Below are 20,646 nucleotides of genomic sequence, written 5' to 3' on the forward strand. Positions count from 1 at the left end.
GGCCGTTCGACTCTCTCCTCGCCTGCATGCCCGAGCGGGCGTGCCGGTAAGCGTGACCTAACCCACGCCGCCGATGCACGGGGGGCGCACAGGAAGCACGCTCTGTCTAAAGCCGGTGTCAACTTCGCATAGTGCACCGAGCCTTACCGAGTCAAGATCTGTCTTTTCTTCTAAACCTCTAGTCAAATGTCGTCACTTGAACACGCGCTTGTCATGCGCGCACGGACTTCCGAACACGGGAACCCCCTGTCCGCGCGCGGGGCGCGGGGGAGGAACTCAAGTGACCAGCAGATCCTGGACGTTCAGAGCGGCGGCGATCGGTGTCACGATCGCGGCGGCCTCCGCCACGTTCGCCACCTTCGCGGTCGCGGAGGCGAGCACCCGGCAGGCACCGGCCGGCACCGTGCACCGGCACGACCCGGCCCCGGTGCAGCAGAAGTCGCACGACCTCGACGGCCCGCTGAGCAAGACCCAGAAGGCTCAGCGCGAAGAGGCGCTCAACCAGATCATCGCGGGCAAGGCGAGCGCGCAGGAGCGCGGCGGCTCCAAGGTCGTCAAGCTCAAGAGCGGCAAGGGCAAGAGCAAGTACGTCGAGCTCAGCCGCGAGAAGACCGACAAGATCTTCACGATCCTGGTGGAGTTCGGCGACAAGACCGATCCCAAGTTCGGCGGCACCCCCGGGCCGCTGCACAACACGATCGCCGCGCCGGACCGCAAGCAGGACAACTCCACGGCCTGGCAGAAGGACTACAACCAGAAGCACTTCCAGGACCTCTACTTCGGCACCGGCAACAAGACCGAGTCGCTGAAGAAGTACTACGAGAAGCAGTCCTCGGGCCGCTACTCCGTGGACGGCGAGGTCTCCGACTGGGTCAAGGTCCCCTACAACGAGGCCCGTTACGGCAACGACGCGTGCGGCTCCACCAACTGCACCAGCGTCTGGAACGTGGTCAGCGACGGCCTGAACTCCTGGGTCGCCCAGCAGAAGGCGGCCGGCAAGTCCGAGGCCGACATCAAGAAGGACCTCGCCAAGTACGACCAGTGGGACCGTTACGACTACGACGGTGACGGCAACTTCAACGAGCCCGACGGCTACATAGACCACTTCCAGCTGGTGCACGCCGGTGAGGACGAGTCCGCGGGCGGCGGCGCCCAGGGCACGGACGCCATCTGGGCCCACCGCTGGTACGCCTTCGGCACCGACGCCGGCGCCACCGGCCCCGACGCCAACAAGCTCGGCGGCGCGCAGATCGGCGACACCGGTGTCTGGGTCGGCGACTACACCATCCAGCCGGAGAACGGCGGACTCGGCGTCTTCGCCCACGAGTACGGCCACGACCTCGGGCTGCCGGACGAGTACGACACCGACGGCGGCGACAACTCCACCGGCTTCTGGACCCTGATGTCCTCCGGTTCCTGGCTGGGCACCGGCAAGGAGTCCATCGGTGACCTGCCCGGCGACATGAACGCCTGGGACAAGCTCCAGCTGGGCTGGCTCAACTACGACACCGCCAAGGCCGGCAAGAAGTCCTCGCACAAGCTGGGCGTCGCCGAGTACAACACCAAGAACAAGCAGGCCCTGGTGGTCAGCCTGCCCGACAAGGCGGTCACCACCGACATCACCCAGCCCGCGCAGGGTGCCACCCAGTGGTGGAGCGGCAGCGGCAACGACCTGAAGAACACGCTGACCCGGTCCGTCGACCTCACGGGCAAGTCCTCGGCCACCCTGAGCCTGGACGGCTGGTGGGCCATCGAGAACAACTACGACTACCTCTACACCGAGGTGTCCACCGACGGCGGCGCCAACTGGACCGCCCTGGACGGCACCGCGGACGGCCAGGCCATCCCGCGTGACGGCGGTGGCAAGCCCGCGCTGACCGGCTTCTCGGAGACCAGCAAGAAGCTGTCGTACTCCCTGGACGCCTACGCCGGCCAGAAGATCCAGCTGCGCTTCCGCTACCTCACGGACGGCGGCGTCGCGGAGAACGGCTTCACCGCGGACGAGATCACCGTGACCGCCGACGGCACCGCGCTCTTCTCGGACGACGCCGAGTCGGCGGACAACGCGTGGACCTCCAGCGGGTTCTCCCGCATCGGGGCGTCCTTCACCAAGGACTACAAGCAGTACTACATCGCCGAGAACCGCCAGTACGTGTCCTACGACACGACGCTCAAGACCGGCCCGTACAACTTCGGTTCGAAGGCGCGGCCCGACTGGGTGGAGCACTACCCGTACCAGAACGGCCTGTTGATCTGGAAGTGGGACCTGTCCCAGGCGGACAACAACACCAACGCCAAGGACCACCCGGGCGTCGGCCAGATCCTCCCGATCGACTCGCACCCGACCGCGCTGCGCTGGAACGACGGCACGCTGATGCGCAACCGTATGCAGGCGTACGACTCCCCGTTCAGCCTGTACCGCACGGACGGCCTGACGCTGCACAACGCGGACGTCGCGACGAAGATCAAGTCCTCCAAGGGCGTCTCGGTCTTCAACGACCACACCAGCACCTACTACGACCCGGCGAACCCGTCCGGTGGCGTGAAGGTAACTGACACCAACACCAAGATCTCGATCGTCCGCGAGGCCAAGGACGGCTCGACGATCTCGGTCAAGGTCGGACCCGCGGTGAAGTAACCAGAATCTTCGCAGGTCAGAGGCATATCGGCGGCAACCCCCTGGCGGGTTGCCGCCGATCGTGTTTAGGTGCGTTCTGTGATTCGCTTATTGACACCGACCGGAACGGGGATGTGACCGCATGGCCGCTGGAGGCTTCTGCAAACTGCCGAACGGCACCGTCGTCGTCGCGCTGAACCTGCCCGACGACGCCGTCGGCGTACGGGTCCTGGTGCACGCGGGCAACCGCGCCCGCGCCCTGACCCGGCTGCGCAATCTGGGCCTGCGGCCGATCTATCTGCGGGGCAACACCGCGCCTCCGACGCCGGACGAGATCACGGCGGTCCTGCACCACCCCGACGGCCTGATATGGCGCACGGCCCCCGCGGACAACGGTGTCCTGCCGCCGGAGCTCTGGCATCCGATCCGGGCGCTGCTGCGCAGGTCAGCGATGGTGCAGTAGCGGCTCAGCCGCTCACGACCGGCTTGCCGGCGAGCTCCACGCCCGCCTCCCGCAGCTCCTCCAGGGCCCGCTCCGTCGTCGCCGGGGAGACGCCCGCCGTCAGGTCCAGCAGGATCTGGGTGCGAAAGCCCTCCCGGACGGCGTCCAGGGCGGTCGCGCGCACACAGTGGTCCGTGGCGATGCCCACCACGTCCACCTCGTCGATCTCACGGGCCCGCAGCCAGTCGGCGAGCGGGGTGCCGTTCTCGTCGGCGCCCTCGAAACCGCTGTACGCGGCGGAGTAGGCACCCTTGTCGAACACGGCGTCGATCGCACCCGAGGCGACCGCCGGGGCGAAGTTCGGGTGGAAGCCCACCCCCTCCGTGCCGGCGACGCAGTGCGCCGGCCAGGAACGGACGTAGTCCGGGTCGTCCGCGAAGTGGCCGCCGGGCGCGATGTGGCAGTCCCGGGTGGCCACCACATGCCGGTACCCCGTGCCCCCCGCCTGCCCGATCAGCTCGGTGATCGCGGCGGCGACGTCCGCACCCCCGGCCACCGCGAGGCTGCCCCCCTCGCAGAAGTCGTTCTGCACATCCACGACGATCAACGCGCGACGCATGATGGTGTCCTTCTACTGGTGTGAAGTAACCGAGCCTAGAGAATGACGGGCCCGTAGGGGAGGGGGCGGACGACGGTCCCGCTCTAGCTACCCGAGCGCTCGTGGACGTACTCCGTCGGAAGGACCGGTTCCCCCCGCGACAGCTGCGTCGCGGACAGCGGGAGGTTCGCCCGCGCCGCGATGTGCCGCTCGCGCGCCACGTCCAGCGGCTCGCGCGCCACGACCCGGCCGGCCTCGACCAGCCGTACCAGCAGCTGCCGGTCGGCAAGCTCGGCCGGCACCGCTCCGGTGCCCACGACCTCCGCCTCGGCCACCCCGTCCGCGTCCAGCCGCCGCGCCGCCCACTTGCGGCCCCCGACGGACGCCTTGCCGCCGCTGGACTTCTTCGCGACCGGCACCAGCGGCGCCCCCGGATCCGCGGTCTCGGCTCGCGCGACCAGCTTGTAGACCATGGACGCGGTCGGATGCCCGGAACCGGTGACCAGCTGGGTGCCCACCCCGTACGCGTCCACGGGGGCCGCGGCCAGCGAGGCGATGGCGTACTCGTCCAGGTCCGAGGTGACCACGATCCTGGTCCCCGTCGCGCCCAGCTCGTCCAGCTGCTGGCGGACCCGGTGCGCGACCAGGAGCAGATCGCCGGAGTCGATGCGCACCGCGCCCAGCTCGGGCCCGGCCACCTCCACCGCCGTACGGACCGCCTCGGCGACGTCGTACGTGTCCACCAGCAGCGTGGTGCCGGGGCCGAGGGTGTCCACCTGGGCCCGGAAGGCGTCCCGCTCGCGGTCGTGCAGCAGGGTGAAGGCGTGCGCGGAGGTGCCGACGGTCGGGATGCCGTAGCGGAAGCCGGCCGCGAGGTCGGACGTGGTGGCGAAACCGCCGACGTAGGCGGCGCGCGCGGCGGCGACGGCCGCCAGCTCATGGGTGCGGCGGGCGCCCATCTCGATCAGCGGGCGCTCACCGGCGGCGGAGGCCATCCGGGAGGCGGCGGCCGCGATCGCCGAGTCGTGGTTGAGGATGGAGAGCATCACCGTCTCCAGCAGCACGCACTCGGCGAAGCTGCCCTCCACCCGCAGGATCGGGGAGCCCGGGAAGTACACCTCGCCCTCGGGGTAGCCCCAGATGTCCCCGGTGAACCGGTAGTCGGCGAGCCACGCCAGGGTCTCCTCGTCGACGATCCGCTGCTCGCGCAGGAAGCCGAGCTGGCCCTCGTCGAAGCGGAAGTTCTCCACCGCGTCCAGGACGCGCCCGGTGCCCGCGACCACGCCGTAGCGCCGCCCCTCCGGCAGCCGCCGGGTGAAGACCTCGAACACGCTGCGCCGCTCGGCCGTACCGGCCTTCAGCGCGGCCTGCAACATCGTCAGTTCGTACTGGTCCGTGAAGAGCGCCGTCGAGGGCACATCCACCGGCAGCCCAAGGTCCGCTGTGTTCATGGCGAGGATGGTACCCCCTATTCGTCAGTGTGACGATTTCCGGGCCACGTGGCAGCATGGGCACTGTGACGTCACCCGCGCCCGTAGAGATCGAACGCACCGAGTCGGCGGAGGATGCCTTCGCCGTACCCGAGCCCGACGTCCCCTGGGTCACCATCGTGCACAACGACCCGGTCAACCTCATGAGCTATGTGACGTACGTCTTCCAGACGTACTTCGGCTACTCCAAGGACAAGGCCAACAAGCTCATGCTCGACGTCCACCACAAGGGCCGGGCGGTCGTCTCCAGCGGAACCCGCGAGGAGATGGAGCGCGACGTGCAGGCGATGCACGGCTACGGTCTGTGGGCCACCCTCCAGCAGGACCGGAAGTAGCGACCCAAATCCATGCCCGGACAATTCGAACCGCTCCCCGGCGGCGGCGCGGCCGTCGCGCTCGACGATGTCGAGATCTCCATCATCCGCTCGCTGGCCGTCCAGCTCCTGGAGCTGATCGGACCGGGCCCCGGCGGGGACGCCCCCAGCGATCCGCTCGCCGAGCTGTTCGCGGAGGGCCCGAGCGAGCCGCCCGCCGACCCGGTGCTGCACCGGCTCTTCCCGGACGCGTACAGCGACCCGGAGAAGGCCCCGGACTCGCCCGCCCAGGCCGAGGAGCGGCGCGCGCACTCCGCCGAGTTCCGCCGCTTCACGGAGAACGACCTCAGGGCCGGCAAGCGGGAGAACGCCCTCGCGGTGATCCGCAGCCTCGACGCGCTCGCCCCGGTGGACGAGGGCAGCGCCGTACTGAAGCTGTCGCCCGAGGAGTCCCGGCGCTGGCTCGGCTCGCTCAATGACCTGCGCCTCGCGATCGGCTCCCGTCTGGAGATCGCGGACGACGACGACACCGAGCTGCTCTACCAGCTCCCCGACGAGGACCCGCGCAAGCCGATGGTGATGGCCTACCTGTGGCTGGGCGGCCTCCAGGAGACCCTGGTGTCGACTCTTATGTCGTGATTTTGGCGATCTCGGTGATTTATGCGTCCGCTCAGCGGACGCTCAAATCCGGATAACGATCCCGTCACCCTTGCAGCCGGGTTTGGCGTATTCACCGGCTCTTTGTCCGCTTTTCCCTGTGAAGCGCGCCACATTCCCGTCCCGCGATCAATATTGCGGTCGTGATAAATCTTCACGACCGCCCGGCGAACACCACCCTTGTCCGCCGGGTGCGCCACCGAGCCGACGACCGTCGGCCAGGCACCAACTCCATCAATCCGGGGGGATTCGAAACCCGGTCCGCGGCCGACGAAAGGCACGGACCGGAATGGAGAAAGGCGCACCACCATGACCTCAGCGCAGGTCGATCAGCGTCCCGACGGCACGGAGTCCGCGTCGGCGGAGGGCGGCGAGGGCGAGGGTTATCAGCGCGGGCTCGGCTCCCGCCAGATCCAGATGATCGCCATCGGCGGGGCCATCGGCACCGGTCTTTTCCTCGGCGCGGGCAAGGGCATCTCCAAGGCGGGACCCAGCCTCATCCTGGCGTACGCCGTCGCGGGCCTCGTCATCTTCTTCATCATGCGCGCGCTCGGCGAACTGCTGATGTACCGCCCGGTCTCCGGCTCGTTCTCGGAGTACGCGCGCGAGTTCATCGGCCCCTTCGCGGGCTTTGTCACCGGCTGGACGTACTGGCTGTTCTGGGTGGTCACCGGCATCACCGAGGTCACCGCCGCGGCCGCCTACATGACGTACTGGTTCGACATTCCGCAATGGGCCTCGGCGCTGATCTTCACGTTCGTGCTCTACGCCGCCAACCTGATCTCCGTGAAGCTCTTCGGTGAGCTGGAGTTCTGGTTCTCCATGGTCAAGGTGACCGCGATCATCGGCATGATCCTGATCTGCGCGGGCATTCTGACGGTCGGTTTCTCCGACGCGGGCGACACCGCCTCGGTGAGCCATCTGTGGAACCAGGGCGGCTTCTTCCCGCACGGCGTCGGCGGCACCCTGATGACGCTCCAGATGGTCATGTTCGCCTTCCTCGCCGTCGAACTGGTCGGTGTGACCGCGGGCGAGTCCAAGGACCCCAAGAAGGTGCTGCCCAAGGCGATCAACACCGTGCCGTGGCGGATCGCCGTCTTCTACGTCGGCGCGCTGATCATGATCCTGTCGGTGGTGCCGTGGACCGAGTTCCACCCGGGGGTCAGCCCTTTCGTGGCCGCCTTCCAGAAGATGGGCCTGTCGGTCGGCGCCGGCATCGTCAACTTCGTGGTCCTGACCGCCGCGCTGTCCTCCTGCAACTCCGGTATGTACTCCACCGGCCGCATGCTGCGTGACCTGGCGCTCAACAACCAGGGCCCCAAGCTGTTCACCCGGCTGACCCGCAGTGGTACCCCGCTCGTCGGCACCACGTTCTCCGCCGCGCTGATGCTCGTCGGTGTCTGGATCAACTACCAGTGGCCGGGCAAGGCGTTCGACTACGTCGTCTCCTTCGCGACCATCTCCGGCATGTGGGCGTGGATCGTCATCCTGATCTGCCACATCCGCTACCGGAGGGCCTCCGACCGCGGGCTCCTGCCCCGCTCGGAGTTCCGGGCCCCCGGCGCCCCGTACGCCAGCGTGCTCTCCCTGCTGTTCATCGGCATGGTGATCGTGCTGATGGGCATCGACAAGGACGCCCGGGTCTCGCTGTACTGCGCGCCGCTGTGGGGTCTGATCCTCGGCGTCTCCTACGCGGTGCTCAAGCGCCGCAACCCGGAGGCCGCGGCCTTCGCCAAGCGCTGACGCCACCGCCGGACCCTCACCGGGACGTCCGGCCGCCGGGAGCACTCGTGGCGCCCCCGGCGGCCGCCGCTCAAGGACGTCCAGCATGCGGGCCGTCTCGTACCATCCCTCGGTACGAGACGGCCCTTTGCTTATCCTGACCACCATGCTGACCATCACCCAGGCCCTGTACGACCAGATCGTCGCCCACGCCCGCAAGGATCACCCCGACGAGGCGTGCGGCGTCGTCGCGGGCCCGGCCGGTTCGGACCGCCCCGAGCGGTTCATCGCGATGCTGAACGCGGCCATGTCGCCGACCTTCTACGAGTTCGACTCCGGCGATCTGCTCAAGCTCTACCGCGAGCTCGACGACCGCGACGAGGAGCCGGTGGTCATCTACCACTCGCACACCGCGACCGAGGCGTACCCCTCGCGCACGGACATCTCGTACGCCAATGAGCCCGGTGCCCACTACGTCCTGGTGTCCACGGCCGACACGGACGGCCTCGGCGACTTCCAGTTCCGATCCTTCCGGATCGTGGACGGAGTGGTCACCGAGGAGGAGGTCAGGGTCGTCGAAACCTACTGATCTCAGCATCCGACCCGGATCCGTCCGCCAGATGGGATCACATTCCGGTCTGCGGACCGGGAATCGATACGATGAGCCCATGGTTACGACTGTGGTGCGCGCCCTGGGCTTCTGACGGTGGCGTGCCCCTCGGCTGACGTACCGAGCCCGCAGCCCCCGAAGACCCTTCCGACAGGAGCCCGCAACCATGGCCATCGAGGTCCGCATCCCGACCATCCTCCGCACGTACACCGACGGCCAGAAGGCCGTGGAGGGCAGCGGGAACACCCTCGCCGAGCTGTTCACCGACCTGGAGAGCCGGCACGCGGGCATCCAGGCCCGCATCGTGGACGGCGACCAGCTGCGCCGGTTCGTCAACGTCTATCTGAACGACGAGGACGTCCGCTTCCTGGACGGCATCAACACCAAGCTGTCGGACGGCGACAACGTGACGATCCTGCCGGCCGTCGCAGGAGGATCTGCCGCGGCGGAGCCGCGTCCGACCGGGGTTGGCGGTCGGGCGACGGGCGGGCATGCGCTGATCGGTCGCTGAACAGCATGCGCTACGACTCCCCGCTGGCCGCGGTGGGCAACACCCCCCTGGTGCGTCTGCCGCGGCTGTCGCCGTCCCCCGAGGTCCGGATCTGGGCGAAACTGGAGGACCGCAATCCCACCGGCTCGGTCAAGGACCGGCCCGCCCTGCACATGATCGAGCAGGCCGAGAAGGACGGCCGGCTCACCCCCGGCTGCACCATCCTGGAGCCGACCTCCGGCAACACCGGCATCTCGCTGGCCATGGCGGCCAAGCTCAAGGGGTACCGGATGGTGTGCGTGATGCCGGAGAACACCTCCCAGGAGCGCCGGGACCTGCTCGGCATGTGGGGCGCGGAGATCATCCCCTCGCCGGCCGCGGGCGGCTCCAACACCGCGGTGCGGGTGGCCAAGGAGCTGTCGGCCGAGCACCCGGACTGGGTGATGCTCTACCAGTACGGCAACCCGGACAACGCGGGCGCGCACTACGCCACGACGGGCCCGGAGATCCTCGCCGACCTGCCCTCGATCACCCACTTCGTCGCGGGCCTCGGCACCACGGGCACCCTGATGGGCGTGGGCCGCTACCTCCGCGAGCACAAGCCGGACGTCAGGATCGTGGCCGCCGAGCCGCGCTACGACGACCTGGTCTACGGCCTGCGCAACCTGGACGAGGGCTTCGTGCCTGAGCTGTACGACGCCTCGGTCCTCACCACCCGCTTCTCGGTGGGCTCCGCCGACGCGGTCACCCGCACCCGTGAACTCCTCCAGCAGGAGGGCATCTTCGCGGGCATCTCCACGGGCGCGGCCCTCCATGCCGCGATCGGTGTCGGCAACAAGGCGGTGAAGGCGGGCGAGTCCGCCGACATCGTCTTCATCGTGGCCGACGGCGGCTGGAAGTACCTCTCCACGGGCGTCTACACGGCCACCACCACGGAAGCCGCCATCGACACCCTTCAGGGCCAGCTCTGGGCGTAGATCCCCGGGCGCGGGTTTCGGCCGAGTTACGTCTCAAGTGATCACCGGCCCCCTCTCACGAGGGGGCTAAGCCGTTCCTATGGGGAAGCAAAGAAATCCTTCTGGCACTGCCCGCTGGTCGGTGTCCGGGGCTAGGTTCCTCCCGCACCCTGTCATGTCACGCTCAGCGACATGAGAGGGGTGTCTGAGGTGTCATGCTCATGACTGCGTGGTCGCCGCTACGCGCGTCACGGGCTGCCAACCAGTGCGAGAAACCCCACTTCCCGATGGAGGCAGTACCCACATGCGTGAGTCACGCCCGAGCGGACGAACCCGAAGTGCGCGAAGACTTCTGGCCGTCGCCTTTCCCGCTCTCTCCCTGACCGTCGCCGGATTCGCCGCCGCGCCGACGGCCGGCGCGGCCCAGCCCGCTGTCGCGGCCCACCCGCAGACCAGCAAGGTCACCACGAACAACAAGGCGCTGACCGACCCCGAGCGCCAGACGTTCCACTCGACCGGCAAGGCCGGCCAGAAGGTGCCCACGACCCACGTGTGCGCCGTGGACCACACGCCGGGTCACGCGTCCTGCTTCGCCCAGCGCCGCACGGACATCAAGCAGAAGCTGGCCGCGGCGATCACGCCCAACGCCACGCCCTCCGGCCTCTCCCCGGCCAACCTGCACAGCGCCTACAACCTGCCCACCGCGGCCGGTTCGGGCATGACCGTGGGCATCGTCGACGCCTACAACGACCCCAACGCCGAGTCGGACCTGGCCACTTACCGGTCCCAGTACGGCCTCTCCGCCTGCACCAAGGCCAACGGCTGCTTCAAGCAGGTCAGCCAGACCGGCTCCACCACCTCGCTGCCGACCAACGACAGCGGCTGGGCCGGCGAAGAGATGCTCGACATCGACATGGTCAGCGCGGTCTGCCCGAACTGCAACATCGTCCTCGTCGAGGCCAACTCGGCGAACGACACCGACCTCGGCATCGCCGAGAACGAGGCCGTCTCGCTCGGCGCCAAGTTCGTCTCCAACAGCTGGGGCGGCTCCGAGGCGTCGACGCAGACCTCCGAGGACACGTCGTACTTCAAGCACCCGGGCGTCGCGATCACCGTCTCCGCGGGTGACTCCGGCTACGGTGCCGAGTACCCGGCGACCTCCCAGTACGTGACCGCCGTCGGCGGTACCGCCCTCACCACCGCCTCCAACTCCCGCGGTTGGAGCGAGTCGGTGTGGAACACCAGCTCCACCGAGGGCACCGGCTCCGGCTGCTCGGCGTACGACCCCAAGCCGAGCTGGCAGACCGACACCGGCTGCTCCAAGCGCATGGAGTCCGACGTCTCCGCGGTCGCCGACCCGGCCACCGGTGTCGCGGTCTACGACACCTACGGCGGCAGCGGCTGGGCGGTCTACGGCGGCACCAGCGCCTCCTCGCCGATCATCGCCAGCGTCTACGCGCTCGCGGGTACCCCGGGCTCCAGTGACTACCCGGCGAAGTACCCCTACAGCCACACCAGCAACCTGAACGACGTGACGAGCGGCTCCAACGGCTCCTGCACCACGTCGTACTTCTGCAAGGCGACCACCGGCTACGACGGTCCGACCGGCTGGGGCACCCCGAACGGCACCGCCGCCTTCACCTCGGGTGGCAGCACCGGTGGCAACACCGTCTCCGTGACCAACCCGGGCAACCAGTCCACCACGACCGGCAGCTCCGTCAGCCTCTCCATCAAGGCTTCCGACAGCGCGGGCGCGGCCCTGACCTACAGCGCCTCCGGCCTGCCGACCGGCCTGTCGATCAACAGCTCCACCGGCGTGATCTCCGGAACCGCGTCCACCGCGGGCACCTACCAGGTCACCGTCACCGCGACGGACTCCACCGGCGCCACCGGCTCCACCTCCTTCACCTGGACCGTGGGCACCGGCGGCGGTGGCGGCTGCACCTCCTCGCAGCTGCTGGCCAACCCGGGCTTCGAGTCGGGCAACACCGGCTGGACCGCGTCCAGCGGTGTCATCACCAACGACACCGGTGAGGCCGCCCACGGCGGTTCGTACAAGGCGTGGATGAACGGCTACGGCACCTCGCACACCGACACCGTGTCCCAGTCGGTGACGATCCCCGCGGGCTGCAAGGCGACCCTGACCTTCTACCTGCACGTCGACACCGCCGAGACCTCCACCAGCACCGCGTACGACAAGCTGACGGTCACCGCCGGTTCGACCACCCTGGCGTCGTACTCGAACCTGAACGCCAACTCGGGCTACGCCCAGAAGACCTTCGACCTGTCCTCCCTGGCGGGCCAGACGGTCACCCTGAAGTTCAACGGCGTGGAGGACTCCTCGCTCCAGACCAGCTTCGTCGTGGACGACACCGCCCTGACGACCAGCTGATCGGCCGCACCACCCGCATCACCTGAACCACCTGCGATCCCGCACGCGGCAGTGTCCGCGTGCGGGATCCGTTCGTTGGCCGGTACTTTGCCTGATGGCGGGATCCGTTCGCGGCCGCGGTACGTCCCATCCGTACCAGGCGGGCCAACCGGCGGCCCCGCAGAAAGGCGGTCCCCCCATGCGCCGTACGACACTTCTCGCCCTCGCGGCCACCCCCCTGCTCCTCGCGGGCTGCGGCACCCACAGCAGTTCCAGCGCGAGCCAGAAGGTCTCCCCGGTCCCCGGGGGCCCGGTGTGCCGCAACGACGTCCGGCTGACGGCCGCCGACAGCGGCCGTACCGTCTGCGTGGCCAAGGGCGGAGAGGTACGGCTGAGCCTCGGCGGTACGAAGGAGCGCCCGTGGAAGCCGGTCACGGTCACCGGCGGCGCCCTCAAGGCGATCAACTCCGGTCTCGTCATCCGGCCGGGCAACGCCGAGGCCGCCTACCACGCGAGCGCACCCGGCACCGGGAAGCTGACGTCCTCCCGCCCCATGTGCGCGACCGCCCCCGGCCAGATGTCCTGCAAGGGCATCCAGGAATGGACGGTCACCGTGACGGTGAAGAGCGGCTGACCTGCTGACAGGCCCTAGCGGGCGAGGTGGCGCACCTGGTCCCACAGGACCGGGTCGACCACCCCCACCCGGCGGCGGAAGTCGCCGACCGGCACCTCGCGCAGCTCGTCGGTCTGGAGGAAGCTCGGGCGGCCCCGCGCGTCGCCCACCGCGCCGGGCGGCAGCGGGATCACCCCGGCGCGCTCGTCGTGGTACTTGGTGGTGATCTTCGCGACCGTGGCCCGGTCCCCGCGCACGGCCAGCACCAGACAGGGCCGGTCCTTCGCCCGCCCGTCGCCCGCCACCACCCTGTCCGACGCGCTGCGCGCGGCCCCATTGGAATCTGCCCGGTCTTCGTACGGCACGTTCGCCCACCAGATGTCGCCCGGCGCCGGGCGCCCGCCGCGGGGCGCCGCGGCATGCCGTTCCCGGGTGCCCGCCCGGCCCGGGGGACGCAGCCGCCGCCCGGCGGGCCGGCGCCCGCGGCCCCAGCCGTCGACGACCGTGGCCACCAGCGCGAGCAGCACCACCGCGGCGAGCGCCAGCCACCACGACGTGTCCATACGACGACGTTACCGGCGCGCGGCGCGGGCCGCGCGCCCTTGTACGGATCCCGTGCGCCCCGGGGTCCAGCCGAACCGGTGACAGCACAGGTGAGTTCGCCCACAACGGCCCCTGGCAGAGGAGCGGCCCGCGCCCGGGCGCCGTACGCTCGACGGACCGCACGACCCCCGTCAGCCCTTTTCGAGGTTCCTCGGCCCTGTGAGGACCCTCGACCCACCTGTCTTCGCCTACGGAGGTTTCTGCTTCATGAAGCTCACCGTCGTCGGCTGCTCGGGGTCGTTCCCGTCCGCGGAATCGGCCTGCTCGAGCTACCTCGTCGAGGCCGACGGCTTCCGGCTGCTTCTCGACATGGGCAACGGCGCCCTGGGCGAGTTGCAGCGCCACTGCGGTCTCTACGACCTCGACGCGATCTTCCTCAGCCATCTGCACGCCGATCACTGCATCGACATGCTCGGGTATTTCGTCGCACGCTACTACCGCCATGACGGCGGCCGCTGCGAGGCACTGCCGGTCTACGGCCCCGAGCGCACCGAGCACCGTCTGACCACGGCGCACGGCGACACGCCTGCCGCCTCCTCGATGAGCGAGGTCTTCGACTTCCGCACCGTCAAGCCGGCCACGTTCGAGATCGGCCCCTTCACGGTGCACGCCGACCGGGTCCGCCACCCCGTGGAGGCGTTCGGGATCCGGATCGAGCACGGGGGCAGGTCCCTCACGTACTCCGGGGACACCGGGGTCACCCCCGTACTGGACGAGCTGGCCCGGGACACCGACCTGTTCCTGTGCGAGGCCGCCTTCACGTACGGCAAGGAGGACATCCCCGATCTCCACCTCAACGGCCGCGAGGCCGGCGAAACCGCCACCCGCGCCGGCGCCCGCCGCCTGGTCCTGACCCACATCGCCCCCTGGACCGACCCTGAGGTCAACCTCCGCGACGCCCGCGAGGCATTCCCGGGCCCGGTCGAACTGGCGGCCAGGGGCGCGGTGTACGAGATCTGAGGGACGGTACGACAGGCCGAGGGCCCCGGAACCACCAAGGTTCCGGGGCCCTCGGCCGGTGCGGGTGCTACTTGGCCTCGGCCTTCTGGAGTTCGGCGAGTTCCTCGTCGGACTCGCGGCCCGGGGTGGGCAGGTTGAACTTGGTGATGGCGAAGCGGAAGACGACGTAGTACACGGCGCCGAAGCACAGGCCGACCAGGGCCAGGCCCCAGGGGTTGCTCGCGATGCCCAGGTTCAGCAGGAAGTCGATCGCGCCGGCGGAGAAGCCGAATCCGTCCTTCATGCCCAGCGCCCAGGTCAGCGCCAGCGCGACACCGGTGAGGACCGCGTGGATCGCGTACAGGGCCGGGGCGATGAACATGAACGTGAACTCGATGGGCTCCGTGACACCGGTGACGAAGGACGTCAGGGCGAGGGAGAGCATCATGCCGCCGACGACCTTGCGGCGCTCGGGGCGGGCGCAGTGCACGATGGCGAGGCAGGCGGCCGGCAGGCCGAACATCATGATCGGGAAGAAGCCGGTCATGAACTGCCCCGCGGTCGGGTCACCGGCCAGGAAGCGGGCGATGTCGCCGCTCTTGCCGTGGTACTCGCCGGCCTGGAGCCAGGGGAAGGAGTTCAGCAGGTGGTGCATGCCGATCGGGAGCAGCGCGCGGTTGGCGACACCGAAGATGCCCGCGCCGATCGCGCCCGACCCGACCAGCCACTCGCCGAAGTTGTGCAGACCCGTGCCGAGGACCGGCCAGATGTAACCGAAGACGACACCGAGCACCAGACCGGCGAAGGCCGAGAGGATCGGGACGAGCCGGCGGCCGCCGAAGAAGCCCGCCCAGTCGGGCAGCTTGGTGCGGTAGAACCGCTGGTATATGAGGGCGACGACGAGGCCCATCACCACACCGCCGAGGACCTTGGCGTCCGCCGTGGCGTCGACCATGACGACCTTGCCGTCGACGGCGGTGGCCACCTTCGGCAGGCTCTTGTCGGTGAACGTGCCCAGCACGTTCTTGAAGACCAGGTAGCCGACGACCGCGGCGAGCCCCGTCGAGCCGTCCGACTTCTTGGCGAAGCCGATCGCGATGCCGACCGCGAACAGCAGCGGCATGTTGTCGAGGATGGCGTTGCCGCCGGCCGACATGAAGGACGCGATCTTCGTCAGGAACGCCGGGAAGTCCGAGCGGCCGAGCATGTCGGTGTTGCCGAGGCGGACCAGCAGGGCGGCGGCCGGCAGCACCGCCACCGGCAGCATCAGGCTCCGGCCGATGCGCTGTAGTACAGCCATCACGCCGGCGCCCTTCTTCTTCTCGGCCGCCGGAGCGGTGGTCGCCGTGGTCACGTGTTCCTCCAGTAGGCAAGGCGCCGCCCGGGAACCATGGAAGGGGACGGCAGCGTCTCTGGTCTACACCACTCACTGGTGTAGACCTGTTGTAGCACGATGAAGGCGCCGTAAGGAACCACGAATTCCGCGACCGGAGCGCTACGCGCCGTGCAGGGCGAGGCCGCCGCCGCACGGGCGGGCCAGGAGGGTCAGAGTTCGGTCACGTCCTCGACCTCCGCCTCCGGCTCGCGGCCCGGGGTCTTGAGGTCGAAGCGGGTGATGGCGAAGCGGAAGACGGCGTAGTAGACCACCGCGAAGCACAGGCCGATCGGGATGATCAGCCACGGCTTGGTCGCCAGATGCCAGTTGATGACGTAGTCGATCAGCCCCGCCGAGAAGCTGAAGCCGTCATGCACCCCGAGCGCCCACGTCACCGCCATCGACACCCCGGTCAGCACCGCGTGGATCGCGTACAGGACCGGTGCGATGAACATGAACGAGTACTCGATCGGCTCGGTGATCCCGGTGACGAACGACGTCAGCGCCACCGACAGCATCAGCCCGCCGACCTCCTTGCGGCGATGCGGCTTGGCGCAGTGCGTGATCGCCAGCGCCGCGGCCGGCAGCGCGAACATCATGATCGGGAAGAAGCCCGAGGTGAACTGCCCCGCATGCGGATCACCCGCCAGGAACATGCTGATGTCACCGTGCACCACCGTCCCGTCCGGCTGGGTGTAACTGCCGAACTGGAACCAGATGGGCACGTTCAGGAACTGGTGCAGGCCCACCACCAGCAGCGCCCGGTTGGTGACACCGAACAGCCCCGCCCCCCACGCCCCGGCCGCGTGCAGCCAGTGGCTGAAGCTCTCCAGCCCCGCACCGATCGGCGGCCACACCCACAGGCACAGCGCCGCGAAGAGGATGGCCGCGAACGCCATCAGGATCGGCACCAGCCGGCGGCCGTTGAAGAAACCCAGCCAGTCCACCAGCCGCGTCCGGTGGAACCGTGCCCACAGGAACGCGGCCACCAGACCCAGCACGATCCCCCCGAAGACCCCCGGATTCTGGAAGGTGAACGCCGCGACCGTCCCGTCCCCGGCCCGGCAGCCGACCCCCGCCAGCGCCGTCGAACCGGCCGGACAGTCCTCGGGGAACTGGTGCAGCACCCCGTAGTAGACGAGGAAGCCCGCGACCGCCGCGAGCGCCGTGGAGCCGTCCGCCTTCTTCGCCATCCCGATCGCCACGCCCACACAGAACAGCAGCGGCAGCCCCAGCGAACCGTCCAGCAGCGCCCCGCCCGCACCCCGCATCACCTTCGCGACCGTCGTCCAGCCCAGCCCGTCGGCACCCACCACACCCTGCTGCCCGAGCCCGATCAGCAGCCCCGCCGCCGGCAGCACCGCGATCGGCAGCTGAAGACTCCGCCCCATCTTCTGCAGCCCCTGGAACAGCCGGCCCCAGCGCTCCCGCACCGCGCCCCCTGTCGCGCTCCCCTCGCTCATGGGCGTCCTCCGGCCACTCGGCGGCCACTCGACTCGGGCGCGGTTTGGCGACCGTCCCTCCGCTGGTGTAGACCAGTTGCCCGGACGGTTCCGCTGTCGTGAACGCCATCTTTCGGCACGGACGGCATGACCGCTCGCGAAGATGGGCCAACTGTGGGTTACTGCGACAAAGCGGTTCGGATCAGGGGAGAAGCAACATGGCCAGCAAGGCTGAGAAGATCGTCGCCGGCCTCGGCGGGATCGACAACATCGAGGAGATCGAGGGCTGCATCACCCGCCTGCGCACCGAGGTGTCGGACCCCTCGCTCGTGAACGACGCCGCCCTGAAGGCCGCCGGCGCCCATGGCGTCGTCAAGATGGGCACCGCCGTCCAGGTCGTCATCGGCACCGACGCCGACCCGATCGCCGCGGAGATCGAAGACATGATGTGAACCCCGGGACCCATGCGGGTTCCGCCGGGATTCACCGGTAAGGGGCTCTTCCCGACGCGGGAGGAGCCCCTTCCGTATCTACGGCTAGGCTCCATGCCATGTCTCGCATCGACGGCCGTACCCCCGATCAGCTCCGCCCGGTCACCATCGAACGCGGATGGAGCAAGCACGCCGAGGGCTCCGTCCTCGTCTCCTTCGGTGACACCAAGGTCTTCTGCACCGCCTCCGTGACCGAGGGCGTCCCGCGCTGGCGCAAGGGCAGCGGCGAGGGCTGGGTCACCGCGGAGTACTCCATGCTGCCCCGCGCCACCAACACCCGCGGCGACCGCGAGTCGGTCAAGGGCCGCATCGGCGGCCGTACCCACGAGATCTCCCGCCTCATCGGCCGCTCCCTGCGCGCCGTCATCGACTACAAGGCGCTCGGCGAGAACACCATCGTCCTCGACTGCGACGTCCTCCAGGCCGACGGCGGCACCCGGACCGCGGCCATCACCGGCGCGTACGTCGCCCTCGCCGACGCCGTCGCCTGGGCGCAGGGCAGGAAGCTGATCAAGGCCGGCCGGCAGCCGCTGACCGGCACGGTCAGCGCGGTCTCCGTCGGCATCGTCGGCGGCGTCCCCCTCCTCGACCTCTGCTACGAGGAGGACGTGCGCGCCGAGACCGACATGAACGTCGTCTGCACCGGCGACGGCCGCTTCGTCGAGGTCCAGGGCACCGCCGAGGCCGAGCCGTTCGCACGCGACGAGCTGAACGCGCTGCTCGACCTCGCCGTCGGCGGCTGCGACGCGCTGGCCGCGCACCAGCGGGCGGCCCTGGAAGCCACGCTCGCCTCCTGACGGGCAACCCGGCGGCCCCTCCCCGCGTCCTACCTCTACGCAGTAGAGGGACACCCGGGGAGGGGAACATCATCATGGCCGCCAGCCGAGGCCGTCTCGCCGCCGTCATGGCGACCGCCGCGCTCACCGCAGGCCTCGTCGGCGGCTGCGGCGCCGTGCACAAAGCGATGGACTGCGTGCACACCGCCGACACCATCGCCGACAGCGTCACGGATCTTCAGCAGGCGGTGGAGAACGCCGCGCACGACCCCGGGCGGGCCGATTCCGCGCTCGACGCGATCGAGAAGAACGTGCGGAAGATCGGCGACAAGACGGACGACGCCGATGTCAACAAGGCGGTGGACGATCTGAACAAGGCCGTGGGCCATGTCCGTACGGCCATCCGCGACGGGGACCGGACACCGGACGTCGGGCCGGTGACGGACGCGGCGGGGGAGCTGACGAAGGGGTGCGCGAAGTAGTCGGGTGCGGGCCCCTCGTGGTCAGTCGCGCAGCTCCCCGCGCTCCTTCTGGGCGCGCTTCAGCGACCGCTTGCTCGCCTTGCGCTCCACCCCCACCCCGCCCCAGAACGCGAAGCCGCCGATGACCACCCTCGGGGCGCCCGGCTCGCAGAGGCCCTCGTCCCGCGGGTGTTCGAACGCGCCCATGATGCCCAGACCGCGCACGACGACCTCGACGCCCGGCGGCACGGTGATCTGGGCGCCGCCGAGGAGGGCCACGATGTTGATCTCCACCTCGCGGTCGGCGAAGTTAGCGTCGCGCAGATCGAGATTGGCGCCGCCCAGGAACGCGAAGCACTTGAAGCGCTTGGGCACGGTCCAGCGGCCCTTGCGCTCGAAGCCGGACAGGATGGCGATGCCACCCGAGGACGAGCCCTCGCCGCCGACGATGCGGGAGGCCCAGCCGTCGTCGCCCTGAACCGGCGCCTTGCTGAAGGAGACCGGCGCGGGGGCCGAGCCCGCGGGCAGATCGCGGGTGATCGGGACCAGCTCGCCGTACGTACGCGCCGCGTACGTCGCCTCCAGCCGTTCCTCGAACTCGCCCATGTCGAGGCGCCCTTCGGCGAGGGCGTCACGCAGCACCTCGGCGACCCGCTCCCGGTCGGTGTCGGAGGCGCGGAGTTCGGGACGTGCGTCGTCGGTCATGGCAGCAGCCTACGAGACCGCCTTCTCCACGTACATCTTCGCGATGACGGCCTCGATGTCCGGCTCCCGCACCGACAGGTCCACCAGCGGATACCTCGCCGCGAGATCCGCGACCAGCGGCGCCGCCGACCGCCCCGCCGGGAACGCCAGCCACTGCCGGGGCCCCTCCACCCGCACCACCCGCGCCGACGGCACGTCCACCGGCGGCAGCTCCCGCTCCAGGTCCACCACCAGGGTGCGCTCGCTCTCCCCGGCCTCGTGCAGCCCCGTGAGCGGACCGTCGTACATCAGCCGGCCGTGGTCGATCACCATCACCCGGGAGCACAACTGCTCGATGTCCTGGAGGTCATGGGTGGTCAGCAGCACGGTCGTACCGCTCGCCGCGTTCAACTCCCGCAGGAACCCCCGCACCTTGGCCTTGGAGACGACGTCAAGACCGATCGTCGGCTCGTCCAGGTACAGCACCTCCGGATCGTGCAGCAGCGCCGCCGCGATGTCCCCGCGCATCCGCTGCCCCAGCGAGAGCTGGCGCACCGGCGTGTCCAACAGGGTGCGCAGCTCCAGGAGTTCGACCAGGCGGTCCAGATTCTCCCGGTAACGGGCGTCCGGGATGCGGTACATGCGATGGGCCAGCCGGTAGGAGTCGAGCAGCGGCAGGTCCCACCACAACGTGGTGCGCTGTCCGAACACCACCCCGATGCGATGCGCGAGACGCGCGCGCTCCCGCGAGGGGTCGATGCCCGCGACCCGCAGCCGGCCGCCGCTCGGCGTCAGGATGCCGGTCAGCATCTTGATCGTGGTGGACTTCCCGGCGCCGTTCGGCCCGATGTAGCCCACCATCTCCCCGCGCGCCACGGTGAACGACAGCGAGTCCACCGCCCGCACCTCGTGCCGCTCCCGCTTGAGGAAACCGGTCTTGCGGCGCACCGAGAAGACCTTCTCCACCTCTTCCAGCACGATGAAGTCGTCCATGA

Annotated in this window: 21 protein-coding genes; 14 read left to right on the plus strand and 7 right to left on the minus strand. The window is 69.4% G+C overall.

Translation table 11 applies throughout. From position 1 onward, the window contains the following. The first annotated feature begins 280 nt into the window (after positions 1–280). Both HEP81_RS24350 and HEP81_RS24355 read left to right on the plus strand, forming a co-directional pair. Positions 281–2,638 (plus strand): immune inhibitor A domain-containing protein, encoded by a 2,358-nt coding sequence (locus tag HEP81_RS24350; protein WP_037651450.1) that lies wholly within the window; start codon positions 281–283, stop codon positions 2,636–2,638. A gap of 121 nt (positions 2,639–2,759) precedes the next feature. Beyond that, on the plus strand, positions 2,760–3,080 hold the full coding sequence (locus HEP81_RS24355) for a hypothetical protein (RefSeq protein ID WP_037651452.1): 321 nt from the start codon (positions 2,760–2,762) through the stop codon (positions 3,078–3,080). Positions 3,081–3,084: 4 nt separating this feature from the next. Here HEP81_RS24355 and HEP81_RS24360 read toward each other — a convergent pair whose 3' ends face one another. Both HEP81_RS24360 and HEP81_RS24365 read right to left on the minus strand, forming a co-directional pair. Continuing rightward, positions 3,085–3,678 (minus strand): nicotinamidase, encoded by a 594-nt coding sequence (locus HEP81_RS24360; protein ID WP_037651454.1) that lies wholly within the window; start codon positions 3,676–3,678, stop codon positions 3,085–3,087. Positions 3,679–3,761: 83 nt separating this feature from the next. Continuing rightward, a complete protein-coding gene (locus tag HEP81_RS24365) occupies positions 3,762–5,108 on the minus strand; it encodes a nicotinate phosphoribosyltransferase (protein ID WP_037651455.1) in 1,347 nt (448 codons plus the stop codon). A 56-nt stretch (positions 5,109–5,164) separates the two neighbouring features. Here HEP81_RS24365 and clpS point away from each other — a divergent pair, with 56 nt between their 5' ends. The 8 genes from clpS (at position 5,165) to HEP81_RS24405 (ending at position 12,901) form a co-directional block, all read left to right on the plus strand. After that, positions 5,165–5,482 (plus strand): ATP-dependent Clp protease adapter ClpS, encoded by a 318-nt coding sequence (gene clpS / locus HEP81_RS24370; protein ID WP_037651456.1) that lies wholly within the window; start codon positions 5,165–5,167, stop codon positions 5,480–5,482. A gap of 12 nt (positions 5,483–5,494) precedes the next feature. Next, positions 5,495–6,100 (plus strand): DUF2017 domain-containing protein, encoded by a 606-nt coding sequence (locus tag HEP81_RS24375; RefSeq protein ID WP_037651458.1) that lies wholly within the window; start codon positions 5,495–5,497, stop codon positions 6,098–6,100. 327 nt (positions 6,101–6,427) lie between these two features. Next, on the plus strand, positions 6,428–7,861 hold the full coding sequence (locus HEP81_RS24380; protein WP_037651459.1) for an amino acid permease: 1,434 nt from the start codon (positions 6,428–6,430) through the stop codon (positions 7,859–7,861). A gap of 145 nt (positions 7,862–8,006) precedes the next feature. Continuing rightward, positions 8,007–8,429 (plus strand): M67 family metallopeptidase, encoded by a 423-nt coding sequence (locus HEP81_RS24385; protein WP_037651880.1) that lies wholly within the window; start codon positions 8,007–8,009, stop codon positions 8,427–8,429. Between the two features lie 187 nt (positions 8,430–8,616). Beyond that, on the plus strand, positions 8,617–8,961 hold the full coding sequence (locus HEP81_RS24390; protein WP_037651460.1) for a MoaD/ThiS family protein: 345 nt from the start codon (positions 8,617–8,619) through the stop codon (positions 8,959–8,961). 5 nt (positions 8,962–8,966) lie between these two features. Then, on the plus strand, positions 8,967–9,917 hold the full coding sequence (locus HEP81_RS24395) for a PLP-dependent cysteine synthase family protein (protein ID WP_037651462.1): 951 nt from the start codon (positions 8,967–8,969) through the stop codon (positions 9,915–9,917). 283 nt (positions 9,918–10,200) lie between these two features. Further along, on the plus strand, positions 10,201–12,288 hold the full coding sequence (locus HEP81_RS24400) for a putative Ig domain-containing protein (protein ID WP_037651464.1): 2,088 nt from the start codon (positions 10,201–10,203) through the stop codon (positions 12,286–12,288). Positions 12,289–12,466: 178 nt separating this feature from the next. Then, positions 12,467–12,901: a hypothetical protein gene (locus HEP81_RS24405; RefSeq protein ID WP_037651465.1), complete on the plus strand. Its 435-nt coding sequence runs from the start codon at positions 12,467–12,469 to the stop codon at positions 12,899–12,901. Between the two features lie 14 nt (positions 12,902–12,915). Here HEP81_RS24405 and HEP81_RS24410 read toward each other — a convergent pair whose 3' ends face one another. Beyond that, positions 12,916–13,443, minus strand: a complete 528-nt coding sequence (locus tag HEP81_RS24410; RefSeq protein WP_037651467.1) for a type II toxin-antitoxin system PemK/MazF family toxin — start codon at positions 13,441–13,443, stop codon at positions 12,916–12,918. Positions 13,444–13,690: 247 nt separating this feature from the next. Here HEP81_RS24410 and HEP81_RS24415 point away from each other — a divergent pair, with 247 nt between their 5' ends. Next, entirely contained in the window at positions 13,691–14,443 is a 753-nt protein-coding gene (locus tag HEP81_RS24415) for an MBL fold metallo-hydrolase (protein WP_037651469.1), read from the plus strand. A gap of 67 nt (positions 14,444–14,510) precedes the next feature. Here HEP81_RS24415 and HEP81_RS24420 read toward each other — a convergent pair whose 3' ends face one another. Continuing rightward, positions 14,511–15,776 carry a PTS transporter subunit EIIC gene (locus HEP81_RS24420; RefSeq protein WP_037651471.1) on the minus strand — a complete coding sequence of 422 codons (1,266 nt, stop codon included), beginning with the start codon at positions 15,774–15,776 and terminating at the stop codon, positions 14,511–14,513. 191 nt (positions 15,777–15,967) lie between these two features. After that, the gene (locus HEP81_RS24425) at positions 15,968–17,260 is read right to left on the minus strand and encodes a PTS transporter subunit EIIC (protein WP_037651473.1); all 1,293 of its coding nucleotides are present in this window, start codon (positions 17,258–17,260) and stop codon (positions 15,968–15,970) included. A 197-nt stretch (positions 17,261–17,457) separates the two neighbouring features. Here HEP81_RS24425 and HEP81_RS24430 point away from each other — a divergent pair, with 197 nt between their 5' ends. The 3 genes from HEP81_RS24430 to HEP81_RS24440 all read left to right on the plus strand — a co-directional run bounded on the left by HEP81_RS24430 (position 17,458) and on the right by HEP81_RS24440 (position 18,988). Continuing rightward, positions 17,458–17,691: a PTS sugar transporter subunit IIB gene (locus HEP81_RS24430; RefSeq protein ID WP_037651475.1), complete on the plus strand. Its 234-nt coding sequence runs from the start codon at positions 17,458–17,460 to the stop codon at positions 17,689–17,691. A gap of 98 nt (positions 17,692–17,789) precedes the next feature. Continuing rightward, positions 17,790–18,527, plus strand: a complete 738-nt coding sequence (gene rph / locus HEP81_RS24435; protein WP_037651477.1) for a ribonuclease PH — start codon at positions 17,790–17,792, stop codon at positions 18,525–18,527. A 74-nt stretch (positions 18,528–18,601) separates the two neighbouring features. Beyond that, positions 18,602–18,988, plus strand: a complete 387-nt coding sequence (locus HEP81_RS24440) for a hypothetical protein (protein WP_037651478.1) — start codon at positions 18,602–18,604, stop codon at positions 18,986–18,988. Between the two features lie 21 nt (positions 18,989–19,009). On the opposite strand, the gene HEP81_RS24445 is transcribed toward HEP81_RS24440, so the two are convergent. Continuing rightward, complete coding sequence (locus HEP81_RS24445; protein WP_037651480.1) at positions 19,010–19,672, minus strand: DUF1707 SHOCT-like domain-containing protein; 663 nt, start codon at positions 19,670–19,672, stop codon at positions 19,010–19,012. Positions 19,673–19,681: 9 nt separating this feature from the next. Next, on the minus strand, positions 19,682–20,644 hold the full coding sequence (locus HEP81_RS24450) for an ABC transporter ATP-binding protein (protein WP_037651482.1): 963 nt from the start codon (positions 20,642–20,644) through the stop codon (positions 19,682–19,684). Between the last annotated feature and the right edge of the window lie 2 nt (positions 20,645–20,646).

The sequence above is a fragment of the Streptomyces griseofuscus genome, assembly GCF_014673495.1.
Taxonomy (GTDB): domain Bacteria; phylum Actinomycetota; class Actinomycetes; order Streptomycetales; family Streptomycetaceae; genus Streptomyces; species Streptomyces murinus.

Excerpts from the sequence above, each read along its gene's own strand:
- HEP81_RS24375 (WP_037651458.1), top strand. The coding sequence starts at position 5,495 with ATGCCCGGACAATTCGAACCGCTCCCCGGCGGCGGCGCGGCCGTCGCG.
- rph (WP_037651477.1), top strand. The coding sequence starts at position 17,790 with ATGTCTCGCATCGACGGCCGTACCCCCGATCAGCTCCGCCCGGTCACC.
- HEP81_RS24400 (WP_037651464.1), top strand. The coding sequence starts at position 10,201 with ATGCGTGAGTCACGCCCGAGCGGACGAACCCGAAGTGCGCGAAGACTT.
- clpS (WP_037651456.1), top strand. The coding sequence starts at position 5,165 with ATGGGCACTGTGACGTCACCCGCGCCCGTAGAGATCGAACGCACCGAG.
- HEP81_RS24410 (WP_037651467.1), bottom strand. The coding sequence starts at position 13,443 with ATGGACACGTCGTGGTGGCTGGCGCTCGCCGCGGTGGTGCTGCTCGCG.
- HEP81_RS24395 (WP_037651462.1), top strand. The coding sequence starts at position 8,967 with ATGCGCTACGACTCCCCGCTGGCCGCGGTGGGCAACACCCCCCTGGTG.
- HEP81_RS24440 (WP_037651478.1), top strand. The coding sequence starts at position 18,602 with ATGGCCGCCAGCCGAGGCCGTCTCGCCGCCGTCATGGCGACCGCCGCG.
- HEP81_RS24415 (WP_037651469.1), top strand. The coding sequence starts at position 13,691 with ATGAAGCTCACCGTCGTCGGCTGCTCGGGGTCGTTCCCGTCCGCGGAA.
- HEP81_RS24380 (WP_037651459.1), top strand. The coding sequence starts at position 6,428 with ATGACCTCAGCGCAGGTCGATCAGCGTCCCGACGGCACGGAGTCCGCG.
- HEP81_RS24430 (WP_037651475.1), top strand. The coding sequence starts at position 17,458 with ATGGCCAGCAAGGCTGAGAAGATCGTCGCCGGCCTCGGCGGGATCGAC.
- HEP81_RS24355 (WP_037651452.1), top strand. The coding sequence starts at position 2,760 with ATGGCCGCTGGAGGCTTCTGCAAACTGCCGAACGGCACCGTCGTCGTC.
- HEP81_RS24445 (WP_037651480.1), bottom strand. The coding sequence starts at position 19,672 with ATGACCGACGACGCACGTCCCGAACTCCGCGCCTCCGACACCGACCGG.
- HEP81_RS24390 (WP_037651460.1), top strand. The coding sequence starts at position 8,617 with ATGGCCATCGAGGTCCGCATCCCGACCATCCTCCGCACGTACACCGAC.
- HEP81_RS24385 (WP_037651880.1), top strand. The coding sequence starts at position 8,007 with ATGCTGACCATCACCCAGGCCCTGTACGACCAGATCGTCGCCCACGCC.
- HEP81_RS24405 (WP_037651465.1), top strand. The coding sequence starts at position 12,467 with ATGCGCCGTACGACACTTCTCGCCCTCGCGGCCACCCCCCTGCTCCTC.
- HEP81_RS24450 (WP_037651482.1), bottom strand. The coding sequence starts at position 20,644 with ATGGACGACTTCATCGTGCTGGAAGAGGTGGAGAAGGTCTTCTCGGTG.
- HEP81_RS24365 (WP_037651455.1), bottom strand. The coding sequence starts at position 5,108 with ATGAACACAGCGGACCTTGGGCTGCCGGTGGATGTGCCCTCGACGGCG.
- HEP81_RS24425 (WP_037651473.1), bottom strand. The coding sequence starts at position 17,260 with ATGAGCGAGGGGAGCGCGACAGGGGGCGCGGTGCGGGAGCGCTGGGGC.
- HEP81_RS24360 (WP_037651454.1), bottom strand. The coding sequence starts at position 3,678 with ATGCGTCGCGCGTTGATCGTCGTGGATGTGCAGAACGACTTCTGCGAG.